Source organism: Blautia massiliensis (ex Liu et al. 2021) (assembly GCF_052064225.1).
Classification (GTDB): Bacteria; Bacillota; Clostridia; order Lachnospirales; family Lachnospiraceae; genus Blautia_A; species Blautia_A fusiformis.
Genome location: NZ_JBQHWA010000007.1, coordinates 26,882 through 42,845 on the forward strand (window position 1 = coordinate 26,882; position 15,964 = coordinate 42,845).

Annotated in this window: 11 protein-coding genes and 1 tRNA gene; 1 reads left to right on the forward strand and 11 read right to left on the reverse strand. The window is 46.2% G+C overall.

The genetic code is table 11. The features are described from left to right. Nucleotides 1–47: 47 nt before the first annotated feature. Both carB and ACTNDQ_RS03995 read right to left on the reverse strand, forming a co-directional pair. A complete protein-coding gene (carB, locus tag ACTNDQ_RS03990) occupies nucleotides 48–3,263 on the reverse strand; it encodes a carbamoyl-phosphate synthase large subunit (protein ID WP_288787226.1) in 3,216 nt (1,071 codons plus the stop codon). Then, nucleotides 3,263–4,339, reverse strand: a complete 1,077-nt coding sequence (locus tag ACTNDQ_RS03995) for a carbamoyl phosphate synthase small subunit (RefSeq protein ID WP_015527400.1) — start codon at nucleotides 4,337–4,339, stop codon at nucleotides 3,263–3,265. Before ACTNDQ_RS03995 ends, carB begins: the two co-directional genes overlap by 1 nt. Before the next feature lie 237 nt (nucleotides 4,340–4,576). Here ACTNDQ_RS03995 and ACTNDQ_RS04000 point away from each other — a divergent pair. Beyond that, nucleotides 4,577–4,660, forward strand: a tRNA-Leu gene (locus ACTNDQ_RS04000). 68 nt (nucleotides 4,661–4,728) lie between these two features. Here the strand turns inward: ACTNDQ_RS04000 and ACTNDQ_RS04005 are convergent. From ACTNDQ_RS04005 to ACTNDQ_RS04045, 9 genes are all read right to left on the reverse strand, one after another. Further along, entirely contained in the window at nucleotides 4,729–5,196 is a 468-nt protein-coding gene (locus ACTNDQ_RS04005) for a signal peptidase II (protein ID WP_441063811.1), read from the reverse strand. Between the two features lie 81 nt (nucleotides 5,197–5,277). Next, complete coding sequence (locus ACTNDQ_RS04010) at nucleotides 5,278–5,943, reverse strand: zinc ribbon domain-containing protein (protein ID WP_441063813.1); 666 nt, start codon at nucleotides 5,941–5,943, stop codon at nucleotides 5,278–5,280. Nucleotides 5,944–5,985: 42 nt separating this feature from the next. Beyond that, nucleotides 5,986–7,371: an ATP-dependent Clp protease ATP-binding subunit ClpX gene (gene clpX / locus ACTNDQ_RS04015; protein ID WP_441063815.1), complete on the reverse strand. Its 1,386-nt coding sequence runs from the start codon at nucleotides 7,369–7,371 to the stop codon at nucleotides 5,986–5,988. Between the two features lie 136 nt (nucleotides 7,372–7,507). Continuing rightward, on the reverse strand, nucleotides 7,508–9,073 hold the full coding sequence (locus tag ACTNDQ_RS04020) for a S1C family serine protease (protein ID WP_278795916.1): 1,566 nt from the start codon (nucleotides 9,071–9,073) through the stop codon (nucleotides 7,508–7,510). A 150-nt stretch (nucleotides 9,074–9,223) separates the two neighbouring features. Beyond that, nucleotides 9,224–10,153: a glycosyltransferase family 2 protein gene (locus ACTNDQ_RS04025; protein ID WP_441063817.1), complete on the reverse strand. Its 930-nt coding sequence runs from the start codon at nucleotides 10,151–10,153 to the stop codon at nucleotides 9,224–9,226. A gap of 71 nt (nucleotides 10,154–10,224) precedes the next feature. Continuing rightward, nucleotides 10,225–11,577: an LCP family protein gene (locus tag ACTNDQ_RS04030; protein ID WP_279200872.1), complete on the reverse strand. Its 1,353-nt coding sequence runs from the start codon at nucleotides 11,575–11,577 to the stop codon at nucleotides 10,225–10,227. A gap of 18 nt (nucleotides 11,578–11,595) precedes the next feature. Further along, nucleotides 11,596–12,999, reverse strand: coding sequence for an undecaprenyl-phosphate glucose phosphotransferase (locus tag ACTNDQ_RS04035; RefSeq protein WP_278795911.1), 1,404 nt, complete (start codon nucleotides 12,997–12,999; stop codon nucleotides 11,596–11,598). Nucleotides 13,000–13,107: 108 nt separating this feature from the next. Then, a complete protein-coding gene (locus ACTNDQ_RS04040; protein ID WP_278795909.1) occupies nucleotides 13,108–14,064 on the reverse strand; it encodes a glycosyltransferase family 2 protein in 957 nt (318 codons plus the stop codon). Between the two features lie 4 nt (nucleotides 14,065–14,068). Further along, the gene (locus tag ACTNDQ_RS04045; protein ID WP_441063828.1) at nucleotides 14,069–15,928 is read right to left on the reverse strand and encodes a glycosyltransferase; all 1,860 of its coding nucleotides are present in this window, start codon (nucleotides 15,926–15,928) and stop codon (nucleotides 14,069–14,071) included. Between the last annotated feature and the right edge of the window lie 36 nt (nucleotides 15,929–15,964).

A 15,964-nucleotide genomic window follows, 5' to 3' on the forward strand; every position in this document is an offset into this window, starting at 1 on the left:
ACAATTCGTAAACTTTTAATTTTTTATTTCACAAAATTTACAATTTTTTATCGATTGTCGATGGTGGCGATATCTACCAGAGTTAGGTGGTTCAGGTCTGTATTCTCAAGACTTGTGACCAGAGCCTCTGCAGTATCAAGGCTTGTAAGCACATTGACACCTGTCTCGATGGCATTACGACGGATCACGAAACCATCCTTCTGATGCTCAACACCCTGTGGCGGTGTGTCAATAACAACATCGATCTTGTGGCCAAGGATCAGGTCCATCAGGTTCGGAGACGGCTGCTCCAGCTTGTTGGTACGTGTTACCTTGATTCCGTTTTCAGTCAGTACGCTTGCAGTACCTCTTGTTGCAAAAATACGGTATCCCTGAGCTTCGAAACGTTTTGCGATCGGAATGATGTCCTTCTTATCCTCATCTTTTACAGTGATGATCATCTGTTTGTGCTTCGGAAGACGGATTCCGGCTCCGATGAAGGCTTTGTAAAGAGCCTCGTTAAAGGTTTTTGCAATACCAAGGCACTCACCTGTGGATTTCATCTCAGGTCCGAGGCTGATATCTGCGCCCCTGATCTTCTCAAAGGAGAATACCGGCATCTTGATTGCAAAGTACTCTGCTTCCTTCTGAAGTCCCGGTGTATAGCCCAGCTCTTTGATCTTGCGGCCAAGGATGACTCTTGTTGCAAGAGGAACGATCGGAATTCCGGTTACCTTGCTGATGTACGGTACTGTACGGCTGGAACGCGGGTTAACCTCGATCACATATACATCCTCGCCTACAACGATGAACTGGATATTGATCATACCGATAACATGAAGTGCCTGTGCAAGACGACGTGTGTATTCGGCGATGGTATCTTTTGCTTTCTGGCTGATGGTCTGTGCCGGATATACGGAAATACTGTCTCCGGAGTGGATACCTGCACGCTCGATGTGCTCCATGATTCCAGGGATCAGGATGTCCTCACCATCGCATACTGCATCGACCTCAATCTCTTTACCCATCAGGTACTTATCAACAAGGATCGGATGCTCCTGTGCGATCTGGTTGATGATTCCGATGTACTCTTCCACGTCCTCATCGCTGACAGCGATACGCATTCCCTGTCCTCCAAGTACATAGGACGGACGGACAAGTACCGGATAACCCAGCTCATTGGCAGCTTTTTTCGCCTCTTCTGCTGTGAATACGGTATGTCCCTTCGGTCTCGGGATCTCACATTTCTCAAGGATAGCATCAAAGAGCTCTCTGTCCTCTGCAGCATCTACGTTCTCAGCAGATGTTCCGAGGATCTTAACGCCCATCTTGATCAGTGCCTCTGTAAGCTTGATGGCTGTCTGTCCACCGAACTGAACAACGGCTCCGTCTGGCTTCTCGATATTTACAACATTCTCAACATCCTCCGGTGTCAGCGGCTCAAAATACAGCTTATCTGCAATATCGAAGTCTGTACTTACTGTTTCCGGGTTATTGTTGATGATGATCGTCTCATATCCCTCTTTCGCAAATGCCCATGTACAATGTACAGAACAGAAGTCGAACTCGATACCCTGACCGATACGGATCGGGCCGGAACCAAGTACCAGGATCTTTTTCTTATCTTTTGTTTCTACAGCTTCATTCTCTGTCTGCTCATCGCCATATACAGAATAATAGTATGGTGTCTCTGCCGCAAACTCTGCTGCACAGGTATCAACCATCTTGTATGCTGCACGGATGCCGTACTCTTTACGCAGGTCTTTGATCTCAGCTTCTGTCTTTCCTGTCAGGTCTGCGATGATGTAGTCCGGGAACTCCAGACGTTTTGCTTCCAGAAGAAGGTCTTTGTCCAGCTTCTGAGTTTTCAGAGCCTGCTCCATCTCAACAAGGATAGCCAGCTTATCGATGAACCAGATGTCGATCTTTGTGATATCATGAAGCTTTTCCTGGGAAACATTTCGCCTCAGGGCTTCTGCGATTTTCCAGATACGGCGGTCATCCACAATGTTCAGCTCGTCCATCAGTTCCTCATCAGAAAGATGTGAGAAATCATAGGACATCAGACTGTCTACATGCTGCTCCAGGGAACGGATAGCTTTCATTAAAGCGCCCTCGAAGTTATGGCAGATACTCATAACCTCACCGGTAGCCTTCATCTGTGTAGTCAGTGTACGTTTTGCTGTGATGAATTTGTCAAATGGCAGACGCGGGATCTTAACAACACAGTAATCCAGCATCGGCTCGAAGCTTGCATATGTTTTGCCTGTGATGGCGTTCGGGATCTCATCCAGTGTGTAACCCAGCGCGATCTTGGCTGCAACCTTGGCGATCGGATAACCGGTAGCCTTACTTGCAAGTGCGGAGGAACGGCTTACACGAGGGTTAACCTCGATAACGCAGTACTCAAAGCTCTCCGGATGAAGAGCGTACTGTACGTTACATCCACCTGTGATGCCAAGCTCTGTGATGATGTTAAGTGCAGATGTACGGAGCATCTGATACTCTTTATCTCCTAAGGTCTGGGAAGGAGCAACTACGATGGAGTCACCGGTATGGACACCAACCGGGTCAATGTTCTCCATGTTGCAGACTGTGATGCAGTTTCCTGCGCTGTCTCGCATTACCTCGTACTCGATCTCTTTCCATCCGGCGATACATCTCTCTACAAGAACCTCGCCTACACGGGAAAGACGGAGACCATTCTCAAGGATCTCACGAAGCTCCGGCTCATTATGCGCGATACCGCCGCCGCTTCCGCCAAGTGTATATGCAGGACGGAGAACAACCGGATAACCGATAGTCTGAGTAAACGCAACACCGTCTTCTACAGTTGTTACGACCTTGGATGCTGCAACCGGCTCGCCGATCTTTTCCATTGTATCCTTAAATTCCTGACGATCCTCAGCTTTACGGATCGTTGCTGCTGTGGTACCGATGAGACGTACATTGTGCTCTTTCAGGAAGCCCTTTTCCTCAAGCTCCATGGCAAGGTTCAGACCTGCCTGTCCGCCCAGTGTAGGAAGTACACTGTCCGGTTTCTCTTTGAGGATCAGCTGCTCTACGACTTCAACAGTCAGAGGCTCGATGTAAACTCTGTCTGCGATGTCTTTATCTGTCATGATGGTAGCAGGATTGGAGTTTAAAAGTACAACCTCCATGCCCTCTTCCTTCAGGGAGCGGCATGCCTGGGTTCCTGCATAGTCAAACTCTGCTGCCTGGCCGATTATGATCGGGCCTGAGCCGATTACAAGTACTTTTTTTATGTCCTTATTCCTTGGCATTATTTCTCTCCTCCCATCATCTTCATGAATCTGTCAAAAAGGTAACTGGAATCCTGTGGTCCAGGGCATGCTTCCGGATGGAACTGTACAGTAAAGATGTTCTTTCCGTTATATGCCATACCCTCGTTTGTTCCGTCGTTGACGTTTACAAATGCAGGATGTGCGATATTTTTCTCCTCAAGACCCTCTGCGTCTACAACGTAGCCATGGTTCTGGGAGGAAATATATACTCTTCCTGTCTCAAGGTCTTTAACCGGATGATTTCCGCCTCTGTGACCATATTTCATCTTATGGGTATCTCCGCCCGTTGCAAGAGCCATAAGCTGATGCCCAAGGCAGATTGCAAAGATCGGCACATCAGAATCATAGAGTTTTTTGATCTCTTTAATAATAGAAGTACATTCCTTCGGATCTCCAGGGCCGTTGCTGAGCATGATGCCGTCCGGATTGTCTCCAAGGATCTCTTCTGCAGATGTCAGAGCCGGGTAAATAGTAACCTGGCATCCTCTCTCATTCAGTGAGCGTGCAATGTTTTTCTTGGCGCCCAGATCAAGAAGGGCAACCTTCGGTCCGTTCCCCTTAAGCACTTCCTTTTCGCGGCAGGAAACCTTCTCTACCACTTTTCCTGTTGTATATGCTTTTAATCTGGGGATGATTGTATCCAGGTCATAGTTCTCGTCAACTGTGATCATTCCGTTCATGGTTCCCTTCTCACGAAGGATCTTAGTCAGTGCTCTGGTATCAATTCCTGCGATTCCCGGAATGTCGTTTTTGCTCAGAAAATGCTGAATGGTGTCTACGCTTCTGAAGTTGCTGGGAACTCGTGATAATTCGCGTACAATAAATCCGTCAATCCACGGCTTCCTTGATTCCTGGTCATCATAACAGATTCCGTAGTTTCCGATCAGCGGATATGTCATACACACCGCCTGTCCTGCGTAAGAAGGATCTGTCATTACTTCCAGATAACCGGTCATGGAAGTGTTAAAGACAATTTCACTGATGACTTCCCTTGCAGAACCAATGCTGGTTCCTGTAAATACATGGCCATCTTCCAATATCAGAAATGCTTTCATACAATCTCCCTTTCTTTGTTCTCTTATTTTATCCTAAATCTTCAAGATTGTATCACAGGAATCGTCATTTTTCAACACCATATGCAAAAAAAATGTATAAAACTAACTTAAAATATTTTTTTTGAATTTTTTTAATTTTTTTGAATTTTTCTATTGACATTATCCAATTCCTGAGTTATTATAAATGAGCAGTCGAGGAGCGGAGCAAACAAAGCAAAGCAAGCCGGTTGAAAAAATGCAGGAATGGCGGAATTGGCAGACGCGCAGGCTTCAGGTGCCTGTGGTCGCAAGATCGTGTGGGTTCAAGTCCCATTTCCTGCATTCTTTTTTATTTTATCCAAAATCAAAAAAAACAGAAGCGCCCAACACCGGCACTTCTGTTTTTTTATTTATTTTTCTTTTTCAGAAAAGATCTCGCTCCCGCCCCAGAGAAGCGCACCTGTAAATATGAAAAGATCCGAAATATTAAATACGACCTTCTTAAGCTTCGAATTTTCCACATTCAGGCTCACATAATCCGTGACGTATCCCTTTCTGCGACGTTCCGTATAATTATTCAGACCGCCGCCCAGGATCATGGAAAGCCCAAGCTTGGATATGCGTGTGCCTTTTTCTCCGGAAGTACGTATATACTCCCAGATCGCACCGCCCAGCACCATAGATGCAAGATCTCTCAGGAATTCTTTATCTTTGTTTTTTAATATTCCAAGCATCATCCCATGATTATGGCAATTTCTTACGATCAGTCTGCCTCCCAGGCACTTTTCCTTCAGATCTTTCTTTTCCGATGTGTTGATTTTCTTCTTTATATAATAGTCTGTACCAAAGATTCCCGCCGTCAGTAAATTCCACAACATTATTCCCTCTCCTTATTTCTGTGGTCTGCATAATACTCAGGCAGGCTCCCACTGGGGAAAGCCTGCCTTATATGCTTATGGTTATTCTGTTTTTTCTTCTATTGTTTCTGTATTTTCCGGATCAGCCGCAGGCTCCTCTGTTTCTGCAGATCCCACTTCCGTTCTTTCCTCTTCCAATTCCGGATCTGATCCTGATGTTTCTGTTTCTGACGCTTCTGCGGTTTCTGCTGTTTCTACTACTTCTGACGCTTCTACTGTCTCTTCCGGATCTGCTTCCGCTTCTGTCTCCGGTACTTCTGTCACCTCTGCCTCAGCAGCCTCTTCAAGCTCCTCATCTGCCTGCTCAATCACATCGGCAGCTTTCTCTTCCAGCTCCGCTGTAGGACACGCCGCTCCGCAATACGGACAGAAGCTGGCCTCCCGCATCACCGCCTTATGGCAGGCCGGGCAGAACTTCTCCCCTTTACTGGCAGCGATCGCATCTCTGTAGTGATCTGCCTCCAGCATGTGCTGGCTGATCTCCTCGCAGATAGCTCCCGTCTCACCGTCAACGGCATCTCCCTGCTCATAACGTGTATAGATCATCTTTCCGATATCCATCATCAGCTTTTCGGTCATACGCTCCTGTGCAGAGAGCTTGTTACGGATCTTCTGGATCTCATAGAGATTCTCTGCTCTGGAACTTAAGCCCTTTGCCTTTCTTGTCAGTGTGTTTCCCAGATCATCCCAAAAACTGCTTTTTGCCATATCTGTCACGCTCCTTTATATATTAAAGAATCTTCTTGTTTCTTATCCTTCCAGTGCCGGGATCTCCTGTCCACGCATAAGGATCTTCGGACCTCCGTTGCCCTGAATGTATCCCTCTGTGATCACGACCTCACCGATATTGTCGTCCTTCGGGATCTCATACATGATATCCAGCATATATTCCTCCAGGATAGCCCGGAGAGCTCTGGCTCCTGTATGGCGTTCCAATGCCTTACGGGCAATGGCATGTAAGGCACCGTCCTCAAACTCCAGTTTTACTTCATCCAGTGCCAGAAGCTTCTTGTACTGTTTCAGAATAGCATTCTTCGGCTCCTTGAGGATCTTCACAAGCATATCTTCCGTCAGCCCGTTCAGGGTAAAGATGATCGGAAGACGACCGATAAATTCCGGAATCATTCCAAATGCACGGAGATCATCTACCGTTACTTTCTCCAGCACATGCGGATCATCATCATATTTGTCCTTCAGATCTGCATAAAATCCGATAGACGCCTGTTTATTCAGTCTTTCTTTGATGATATTCTCAAGATCCGGGAACGCACCGCCACAGATAAACAGAATGTTCCTTGTATTCACAGTCACCATAGGTACCATGGCATTCTTGCTGGTAGCACCTACCGGAACTTCCACTTCACTTCCCTCCAGAAGTTTCAGAAGTCCCTGCTGGACAGCCTCTCCGCTGACATCTCTCTGGTTGGTATTCTTCTTCTTTGCGATCTTATCGATCTCATCGATGAAAATGATCCCGTGCTCTGCCTTCTCCACATCATTATCTGCAGCTGCAAGCAGCTTGGATACTACGCTCTCGATATCATCACCGATATAACCGGCCTCTGTAAGAGATGTGGCATCTGCAATGGCAAGCGGTACCTGAAGAAGTCTGGCAAGCATCTTCACCAGATAAGTCTTACCGCAGCCTGTAGGTCCGATCATCAGCATATTGGATTTCTCGATCTCAATATCATCCATGGTATCTGTGGCAACTCTCTTATAATGGTTGTATACACCTACAGACATTACCTTCTTGGCATATTCCTGTCCGATCACATATTCATCCAGAGTTGCTTTGATCTTATGTGGTGCAGGAATATCTCTGAGATCGATCACCGGCTTCGGAGTCTCTGATTTTTTCTTGATCTTCTTCGCCTGGTTTCCGGGATTCTGGAAACTGCTGAGATCGATCATGCTCACATTCGGCATGTTAAAAAGATCGGAATAATTTCCATTGTTCATCTGGGTGTTCATAGTATCAAAGCTTTTCTGCATGCAATCTGCACAGATATGTATATGATTGGGAAGGTCGATCATCTTCCCTGCCTGACTCTCCGGTCTGCGGCATAAAAAACAGAATTTCTCGTATTTCTGCTCCTGGTCATTGTCTTTATTATTATCAAACTGATCTGCCATAACATTTCCTTTCTGGTTTTTATTATGCATATTATAGCACATAATCCCGCTGTATCAAATTAAGTTTTTATAAACCGGGGAGCTGCATGTTCTTATGCAGCTCCCCGGTTTATAAATGGTTATCCTGTATTTTCTTTTATTTGTCAGAAGAGGGTTTGCTTCCGAGGGTCACTTCAACCGTCTGTTCCTTGTACTCTCCGCTGTTCGCTCTGGAGATCACCACTTCGATGGTTTCTCCTGCCTCATAATACTGCAGCTTATCAACAAGGTCATCCTTGCCGCTTACCTTCTGTCCATCCAGCTTCACAATGATATCGCCTTTTTTGATCCCTGCATTATCTGCTGCGCCACCTTCCGTTACCTCAGTAATAAAAGCACCTGCCGGCATATTATACATCTGGATGGCTTCTGTTGTAAGATCGGCAGCCTTGACTCCCATATATCCTACCTTGGAAGAATCTTCCACCTTATCCCTGGTTTCGCGGTTCATCAGTTCTTCCAGGATTGGCTCTGCCTTGGAGATCGGAATGGCATATCCCATGCCTTCCACCTGACTGTCTGCATACTTGGCCGCATTGATACCGATCACTTCACCGTTCATGTTCAGAAGTGCACCGCCACTGTTTCCGGGATTGATCGCTGCATCAGTCTGGATCAGTCCGCTGGCTTCTCCGTCCTCTGTACTGATGCTTCTGTTAAGGGCACTTATCCATCCGGAGGTAACTGACTGTCCATAGCCCAGTGCATTGCCAATGGCAACCACCTGCTCACCAACTACAAGATCGTCCGAACTTCCCATCTGTGCGATCTTGATCTCCTCCATGGTCTCATCCGGAATATCGGATTTCTCCACTGCCACCACTGCCAGATCATTCTCTTCATCGGTGCCTTTGATCTTGGCAGAAACTGCGTTATCCACATCCGCATCTCCATCGAAGCTGCTTGCCATAGCCTGGGTTTCTTCTTCCGCTCCTACCACATCACTGCCTGCAAAGCACACAGTAAGTGTAGTCGCTCCAGATACCACATGGTTGTTAGTCGCAATGAGAAGCTCGCTGTCATTTTCTCCTACAATAATACCGGAACCACTTCCTGCACTCTGATACTGCCTCGTTCCATATCCGAAAAAGCTTGGGATCTCCTGCACACTGACAGATGTAATGGCAACGATAGAAGACATGGTTGCCTGGGCTACACCGGCCACTGTACCACTCTCTGCCACAATATCCTTCACAGTAGAATCCGCAGAGCTACTGTCAGTACTGTCCTCTGTTCCGGTAACTGTTTCTGTCTTTCCGATCGTTGTACTGCTGTCATTTCCTCTGTATTTATCTGCTGCAATATTCACGCCCTGAAAAACTGCTCCGGCTACCAGCCCAAAGATCACAGCCAGTGCCACCGCAGTGGCTGCTTTCTTTCCAAAGCTGTTGTTGCCTGAAAAATCTCTCTTTTTCCGTGGCTTTTTGGGCGGTATATTTCCACCGGCATAATTACCGGCCTGAGGCTGGTGCACCTCATAATGTCCGTATTTCGTTTTTTCCTGCGAAGTGCCTTCACTCTGTCCGGCACCTGCATAACTGTCTTGTCTGCTCTCCTGCATCCTGCGTCCCTCAGAATAAGGATGCGTCAGCGGTTTCTGTTCTGCCGAAGCATTCTTATCCTCATCCGGCAAGTCTGTCACCCATTTATTCTCTTCACTCATGCCTCTGGTGCTCCCTTCTATGTTATCTGATGCATGTATCTGTTACTGCTCACTCCGTTCTCAGTAACATTTATTTCTCTTATAAAAGACAGTTTAACAGGGAATTGTGTTTAAACTGTGATATCTCTTTTAAAAAACCGTGACCTGCTCTTATTTGTTCTTTTTCCAGTATTCCGGATTCATGGTGCAGGAGCGGATCATTTTTTCAGGGAGCTTTTTGTATCGTTTTCCGAGAAAATAGCCGGCATATTTGGAGACACTTTGCAAAAACAGTCCGGGGATCAGCCATATGTGGCCTGTTTTCAGAAGATATGCCATGCTTTTTTTTACCAGCCGGATGCCCTCACCTTCGGAAGGCACTCCTTCAAAAACCTCCGGATGCTCCGCCTGGGAAACTCCCAGATCAAAATTCCTGTGGAACTGCTGCATACAGGTGTAATTGTGAGAATGATATACACGCGCTTCTGATACATAGGCAACTCCATAGCCTTTTTTTACTATCCAGCCTGCATAGATCATATCTTCATTAAAAATAGCATGCTCCGGAAATCCACCAATCTCATCATAGATCCTGTGATCATAAGCAGCACAGACGTTGGAGCAGAAATATGTTTTGATCCCGTAGGTCTGTACATCTTTTTCCGTTTTCAGACAGGACTGTTCCGGATAATTAAAGGAACGGGTATATTTTTCCAGAAATCTGCAGTCCTTTTTTGGAAGCTGACGCGCATAAGCGGCTCCTGCCTGTGGATTCTCTGCAAGAGCTCCTACCAGTGCTCCGATCAGTTCCCTGTCTGCCGGCATTGCATCCTGTGTCATAAATACAAGGATCTCCGCATCCGAAAGCTCTGCCGCCTGCCTTCTGGTACCGCCATGGTCAAATTCTTCTTTTGTAAGATGCCGGACTTCCACAAGCGGATATTCCTGTTCCCAGGTCTCTTTCCAGAATTTCTTTTCTGTATTCATGACAAGGATCTTATTGATAGGATATTTCTGTGCGCTGAGTCTTTCCAGCAGTTTTTCAAATTCTTCTCCCGGACGGTATGCCGGGATGATCACGTCTGTTTTTAATGTTTTCATATTTGTCTCCTGTCCAGAAAGGACCACCCGTTACTGGATGGTCCCTTCTGCTGGTTGCTCATTTTGATGTTTTATTCATTCTCCGAATAATCTTCTCCGTCGGTATAATCGCTATAATCCGTATCGGAATCGCCTCCGGAATAGTCCGTATCTGTGCTGTAATCGTCTCCGGAATAATCCGTATCTGTGCTGTAATCGTCTCCGGAGTAATCCGTATCATAATCTGTGTCTGTGCTGTAATCAGCATCATCACTTGTGTCCGTACTGCTGTAATCTGTGGATGTATCTCCCTGCCACGTGTACGAATCATCCGTTGTGTCATTCGGTGTATCTGTCACCGCAGGTGCAGTGTCCTGCACGTCGCCTCCGCCTGCGATATTTGTGATCTGGGCACTTCTGTTGAGTACATCCTGCGTCGGAGTGTAACTGGTGTCTCCATACAGAAACTGATGCATCTTCAGAACATTGGATTCCAGTGTGGTAGGTACGATAACGCTGCCCTTTACCTGGGCAAATTTATAATCGTTGGGGAAGCCTGTAGTTTCATCAATACTGTAGCCGATCATAGCCGGGATCATCTTCAGGATCTCTGTTTTGGAAACAGAAGTTTTGACCATCGGGAATACCTGATCCATAATATCAAAGATAGTGGAAAGTCCTGCCTTTTTCGCCTTATCTACGATCATCTGGATCACTCGCCTCTGTCTCTCGGTACGTCCCATATCAAGACTTGCAGTATAACGGATACGGCAGTAGGAGGTAGCCTGTACACCATTAAGATGATAGGTATCTACGATCGCTTCCTCATCCTCCGGCTTCGGATCCGGCAGTTCGACCGGTGTGTAGCTCTTTCCGGTTTCCTCTGATGTCTCCACACAGTAATTGTTCATATGAACGATCTCCGCATAGGAAAGAGGGATGTCCAATCCTCCGAGGCAGTCTACCACAGTTACCAGCGCATTAAAATCAATGGCAACATAATCTGTGATATTCAGATCCAGATTCGTATTCAGCATGGAAACCGCGTTGGTCGGTCCGCCAAATGCATATGACGAATTGGCTTTGGAATAGGTATCATCCTTTACATTGAGAAGGGTATCTCTATAGACAGACACAAGTTTGACTGCCTTTGTATCATTGTTGATACTCGCAATGATGATGGTATCACTGTTCTCTGTATTCAGCTTCTCATTCTTGCTTCTGTGATCCAGTCCGAACAGTGCATAGGTGGTATATCCCGTCATCTGCGGTGCCTGATCATTGGTTACAATATCCTGGTCTGCAAGATCTGTTTCCTGGATGTCGATCTTATCCAGTTTGGCTGAGATCTGACCATAAACGAACAGACCTCCGATAAACAGGAGCAGTACGACGATCTCCAGGATAAATAAAATCTTCTTGCTTTTTTTCCGAGGTTTTGACATCTTTTCCTTTTCCCCTTTTTAGTATGCGTTCTTATTAATAAATCCTTTGAATATGGTAAGAAACATGATCTTTATATCAAATCCCACAGACCAGTTTTCGATATAATACAGATCACACTCTATCCTTTTTCTGATAGAAGTATCTCCACGATAGCCATTTACCTGTGCCCACCCGGTAAGACCCGGCCGCACCTGATGCTTGACCATATAACGTGGTATCTCCTCCCTAAACTTTTCTACAAAAAACGGCCTCTCCGGTCTTGGTCCCACAAGACTCATCTCACCCTTCAGAATGTTAAAAAGCTGCGGAAGCTCATCCAGACTGGTATGACGCATAAATTTACCGATTCCGGTAACTCTTGGATCGTTCTTTACTGTCCACGCCTTTTTTTCTTCTGATTCTTTCTGGATCTCCATGGAACGGAATTTATACATCCGGAAAGTCTGATTATGAAGCCCGACACGTTCCTGCTTATAGATCAGCGGTCCCGGCGAAGTCAGCTTGATCAGCATACACAACACCAGCATCACTGGTGAGGACACAATGATCGCAACGATCGCGCCTGCAATATCCATAGATCTCTTGATCAGTGCATTAAACGTGTTGCTCAGGGGCACATACCGGATATTGATCACCGGAAGCCCGAGAATATCTTCTGTATATGGTTTGGTCGGAATAATATTATTATAATCCGGAATAAATTTTGTGTGCACGCCGGATTTTTCACAGAGTGCAACGATCTCTTCCAGACGATAATACTCACTTAAGCCCAGGGTAATGGCTATCTCATCCAGACGACTGGATGGAAGGATGATCATCAGATTGGCGATTCGACCGATCACCTTAACGCCCTTATAAGTAGTGCCTGCCGGCACATTGTCATCCAGTATGCCCCTGATTACGTATCCCCATTGCGGATTCTGCAGGATCCTGTCTACATATTCCTCGGCAGCACGGCTGTATCCTACCAGCAGCACCTGTTTCTGGTTCATTCCTTTTTTGCGCATATCCCGGAGAATGTAAAATATGACCATACGCACAAGCCATTCCAGGACGATATTGATCACACAGAAAGAAACCAGAGTAAGACGGGAATAGTCCAGCTCTTTAAAATTGTAAAGTGCAAACATGATGATAAGGAGCCCTAACGCATTTGCCTTCACAATTCCGGCAAGTACGAGACGACGCCCCTGCATTCGCATCGGTGTATAAAGATCAAAGGCCTGATAAAGAAGTAAATATCCCGGAATAATGAATATCAGCATAAACATATATTCCTGGACGGTCTTGGACTGGACCGCCGAATGTTCAAAAATTCCCTGAAAACGGATCAACCAGGCCAGGGCATAGGAGGCCGCGATCACAAATACATCGATCAGCATATGGAGACGACTGAAATTTTTCTGGTTGTCTTTAATCAATTTCCGCCACCTCATTTAAGTTCATTGCTTTTATCTTATAATAGATGAAACTCAAAAGCAATAAAATCTTCCCTCCGAAATATAAAAATCCTGTGAAAATATGATGTCTTAACCGGCAAAACGCCTAAAAATGTTGATCCAGAGTTCAAACTGGAGCTGTATATAACGTGGAAGATTCCTCATGGAAAATCTAACTTTTTTGTTTTTGCGGCTGATCTGAAAGCCGTTTTTGATGCCTGCAAGGTACTCACGTCCGAATCCCTTGGACGCAAAAAACAGGATCTTCGCACCGAATCCCACCAGAAAAAACGGAAGGTTCAGCACGATCTGGAGAAACGGCATATTCTTATAGATAAGATAAATATTGTTTCTGGAAGAATACCGGATCTTAAACTGATTATATCTGGAGCCGCTAGTGCCGCTTCCTACATGATAAACCTTCGCTTTTGGAGCATACCAGTTCTGATAACCGCAGATCCTGGCACGATAGCCGATATCCAGATCTTCCAGATAAGCAAAATGCTCCTCATCAAAATCTCCGATCCTGTCAATAAATTTCTTCCGGTAGATCGCAGCTCCCGCACAGGTGGAAAAAATCTTCTGCTCTCGGTCATAATGGCGGATATCCTTGCCTTTTCCCCTGGCAAAAGCCCAGCCAAGGGCACAATAATAATTTCCGGCATCATCCATCTTGTCCCTGTCATGAAGCTGGATCATCTTTGCCTGACAGGAAAATGCCTTCTTATGTCTGCGCAGGGCAGCAACCATCTCCTCCAGGAAATCCGGTTCCGCTTCCGTATCATTGTTCAGAAGCAGCACATATGGGGAACGTGCCGCATGGATCCCTTCATTGACGGCTCTGCTGAAGCCGTAATTCTCCGGAAGCTGTATCATGTGTACCCATGGATATTCCGCTGAAACAAATGCACAGCTGCCATCAGTGGAATCATTATCCACTAGTATAACCTCAAAATTACGGATAGTCTGTCTTTCAAGACTGGAAAGAACACCATCCAGATATGCCATTCCGTTAAAGTTTGGTATGACTACTGATACTTCCTGCATTGCTTTATCCCTTCTTCTTTCCCATTCCCTGAAGGGGCTTCAGGGAATAATTCCATTTGGTTAAAGAAAGATTTTTGTTATAGTATGGATCTCCTTTTTTCAGGATATCCAGCCAGTGACAGCGCATGTATTCGATCTCCGTCTGGAAACGGCGGACCTTTTCCTCGCTGTCCTCAGTGCCTCTTGACTTGGATTCGTAATGATAGAGCTTCACATACGGATCATAGACGATCAGATGGCCGTGGCTTCGCACCTTCAGACAGAGATCCACATCATTAAACGCAACTGCAAGCTCTTCCGTAAAGCCTCCTGCCTCCAGAAAAACTTCCTTCTTCATCATCATACATGCTGCAGTCACACAGCTCATATCCTGCAGAAGAGAAGCCTTATGGAGATATCCGGTACGCTCTGCCGACATATTCACAAACATGTTCCCGGCAATTCCGCCCATTCCCACCACGCAGCCTGCATGCTGAATGGTGTTATCCGGATAGATCAGCTTGACGCCAACTGCACCTGTTTCCTTACGCTGGCACACGCTCAGCATCTCTGACATCCAGTCCGGATCGATGACCTTTACGTCATTATTCAGAAAAAGCAGGTAATCTCCTTTGGCATGGCGCACCCCGAAATTGTTGATGGCAGAATAGTTGAAGCCTTTTTTCCAGCGGATCAGATGGACCCTGGGATCCTCCGAAAGCTTTCTGTAATACCGAAAGATCTCTTCGGAGCTGCTGTTATTCTCCACAACGATGATCTCGTAATTTTTGTAGGCAGTTTTTTCAAAAATGGATTCCACGCAAGCCTGAAGCGTTTCTTTCTCCTCACGGTTCGGAATGATAACAGAAACCAGAGGTTCTCCCTGCACCGGATACTTCACACGGTAAAATCCAAAATCCGGAGTATGCTCCACGGTTCCCGGAGTTCCGGTCCGTTTGAGATTCCCCTCAATGGCACGTCTGCCGGCTTCAAAAGCATACATCTTGCTTGCCGGATTATCTGCTGTGGAGGATTTGTGGGTCCTCCAGTGATAAAGAATCTCAGGTACATGGACCACTTCCCTTGCCTGCTCCACACAGCGGAAAATGAAATCATAATCCTGGGCGCCGTCAAATTCCCGGCGGAATCCGCCCACTGTCTGCACTACGGAACGTCTTACCACCAGAAAATGGCAGATATAATTATTGGATCTTAAAAGATCCAGGTTAAAGTCCGGTTTCAGATGGGGCTGAAAATGTTCAGAAAGATCTGTCGTGACCTTATCCTCATCTGTATAGATCACATCCGCCTCCGGATGCTCCTCCAGTGCCGCCGCGACCTCATACAATGCATTAGGTGCCAGCAGATCATCATGATCCAGAAGTGCGATAAATTCACCCTCTGCCATGGCAAAAGCTGCGTTTGTATTTTCTGCAATGCCAAGATTCTCTTTCAGATCCTGATAGCGGATCCTCCTGTCCATCTCTGCATAGGATCTCAGCACAGTCTGCATGTCCGGATTCTCCGGGCTTCCGTTTGCCAGACACAGCTCCCAGTTCTCATATGTCTGTGCAAGGAGAGAGTCCAGCATCTGTCTTAAAAAACGCTCCGGTGTCAGATATGCAGGTACCACAATGCTGATCAGCGGCCCATCCGGAAATTTGCGTTTCCGCTGCTTCTCCAGTGTTTCCTCGTCAGGTCTGTATGCCTCATACCATGGTCCGTAAGGAACCTCTTCCGGTTCAAAACGTTCATGAAGCCGGATCCAGAACTCTTTCAGACCATAATGCTTCAGGTATCTTAAGCCCTTCTGTACTGTATAGGGGGAAAGCTTCTTTATAAGTCTGTCCCATTGGATCTTTCCTGTAGAATCATCTTTACTCATATATTATCTCCGTATTACTCAGTTTGATGTTACTGT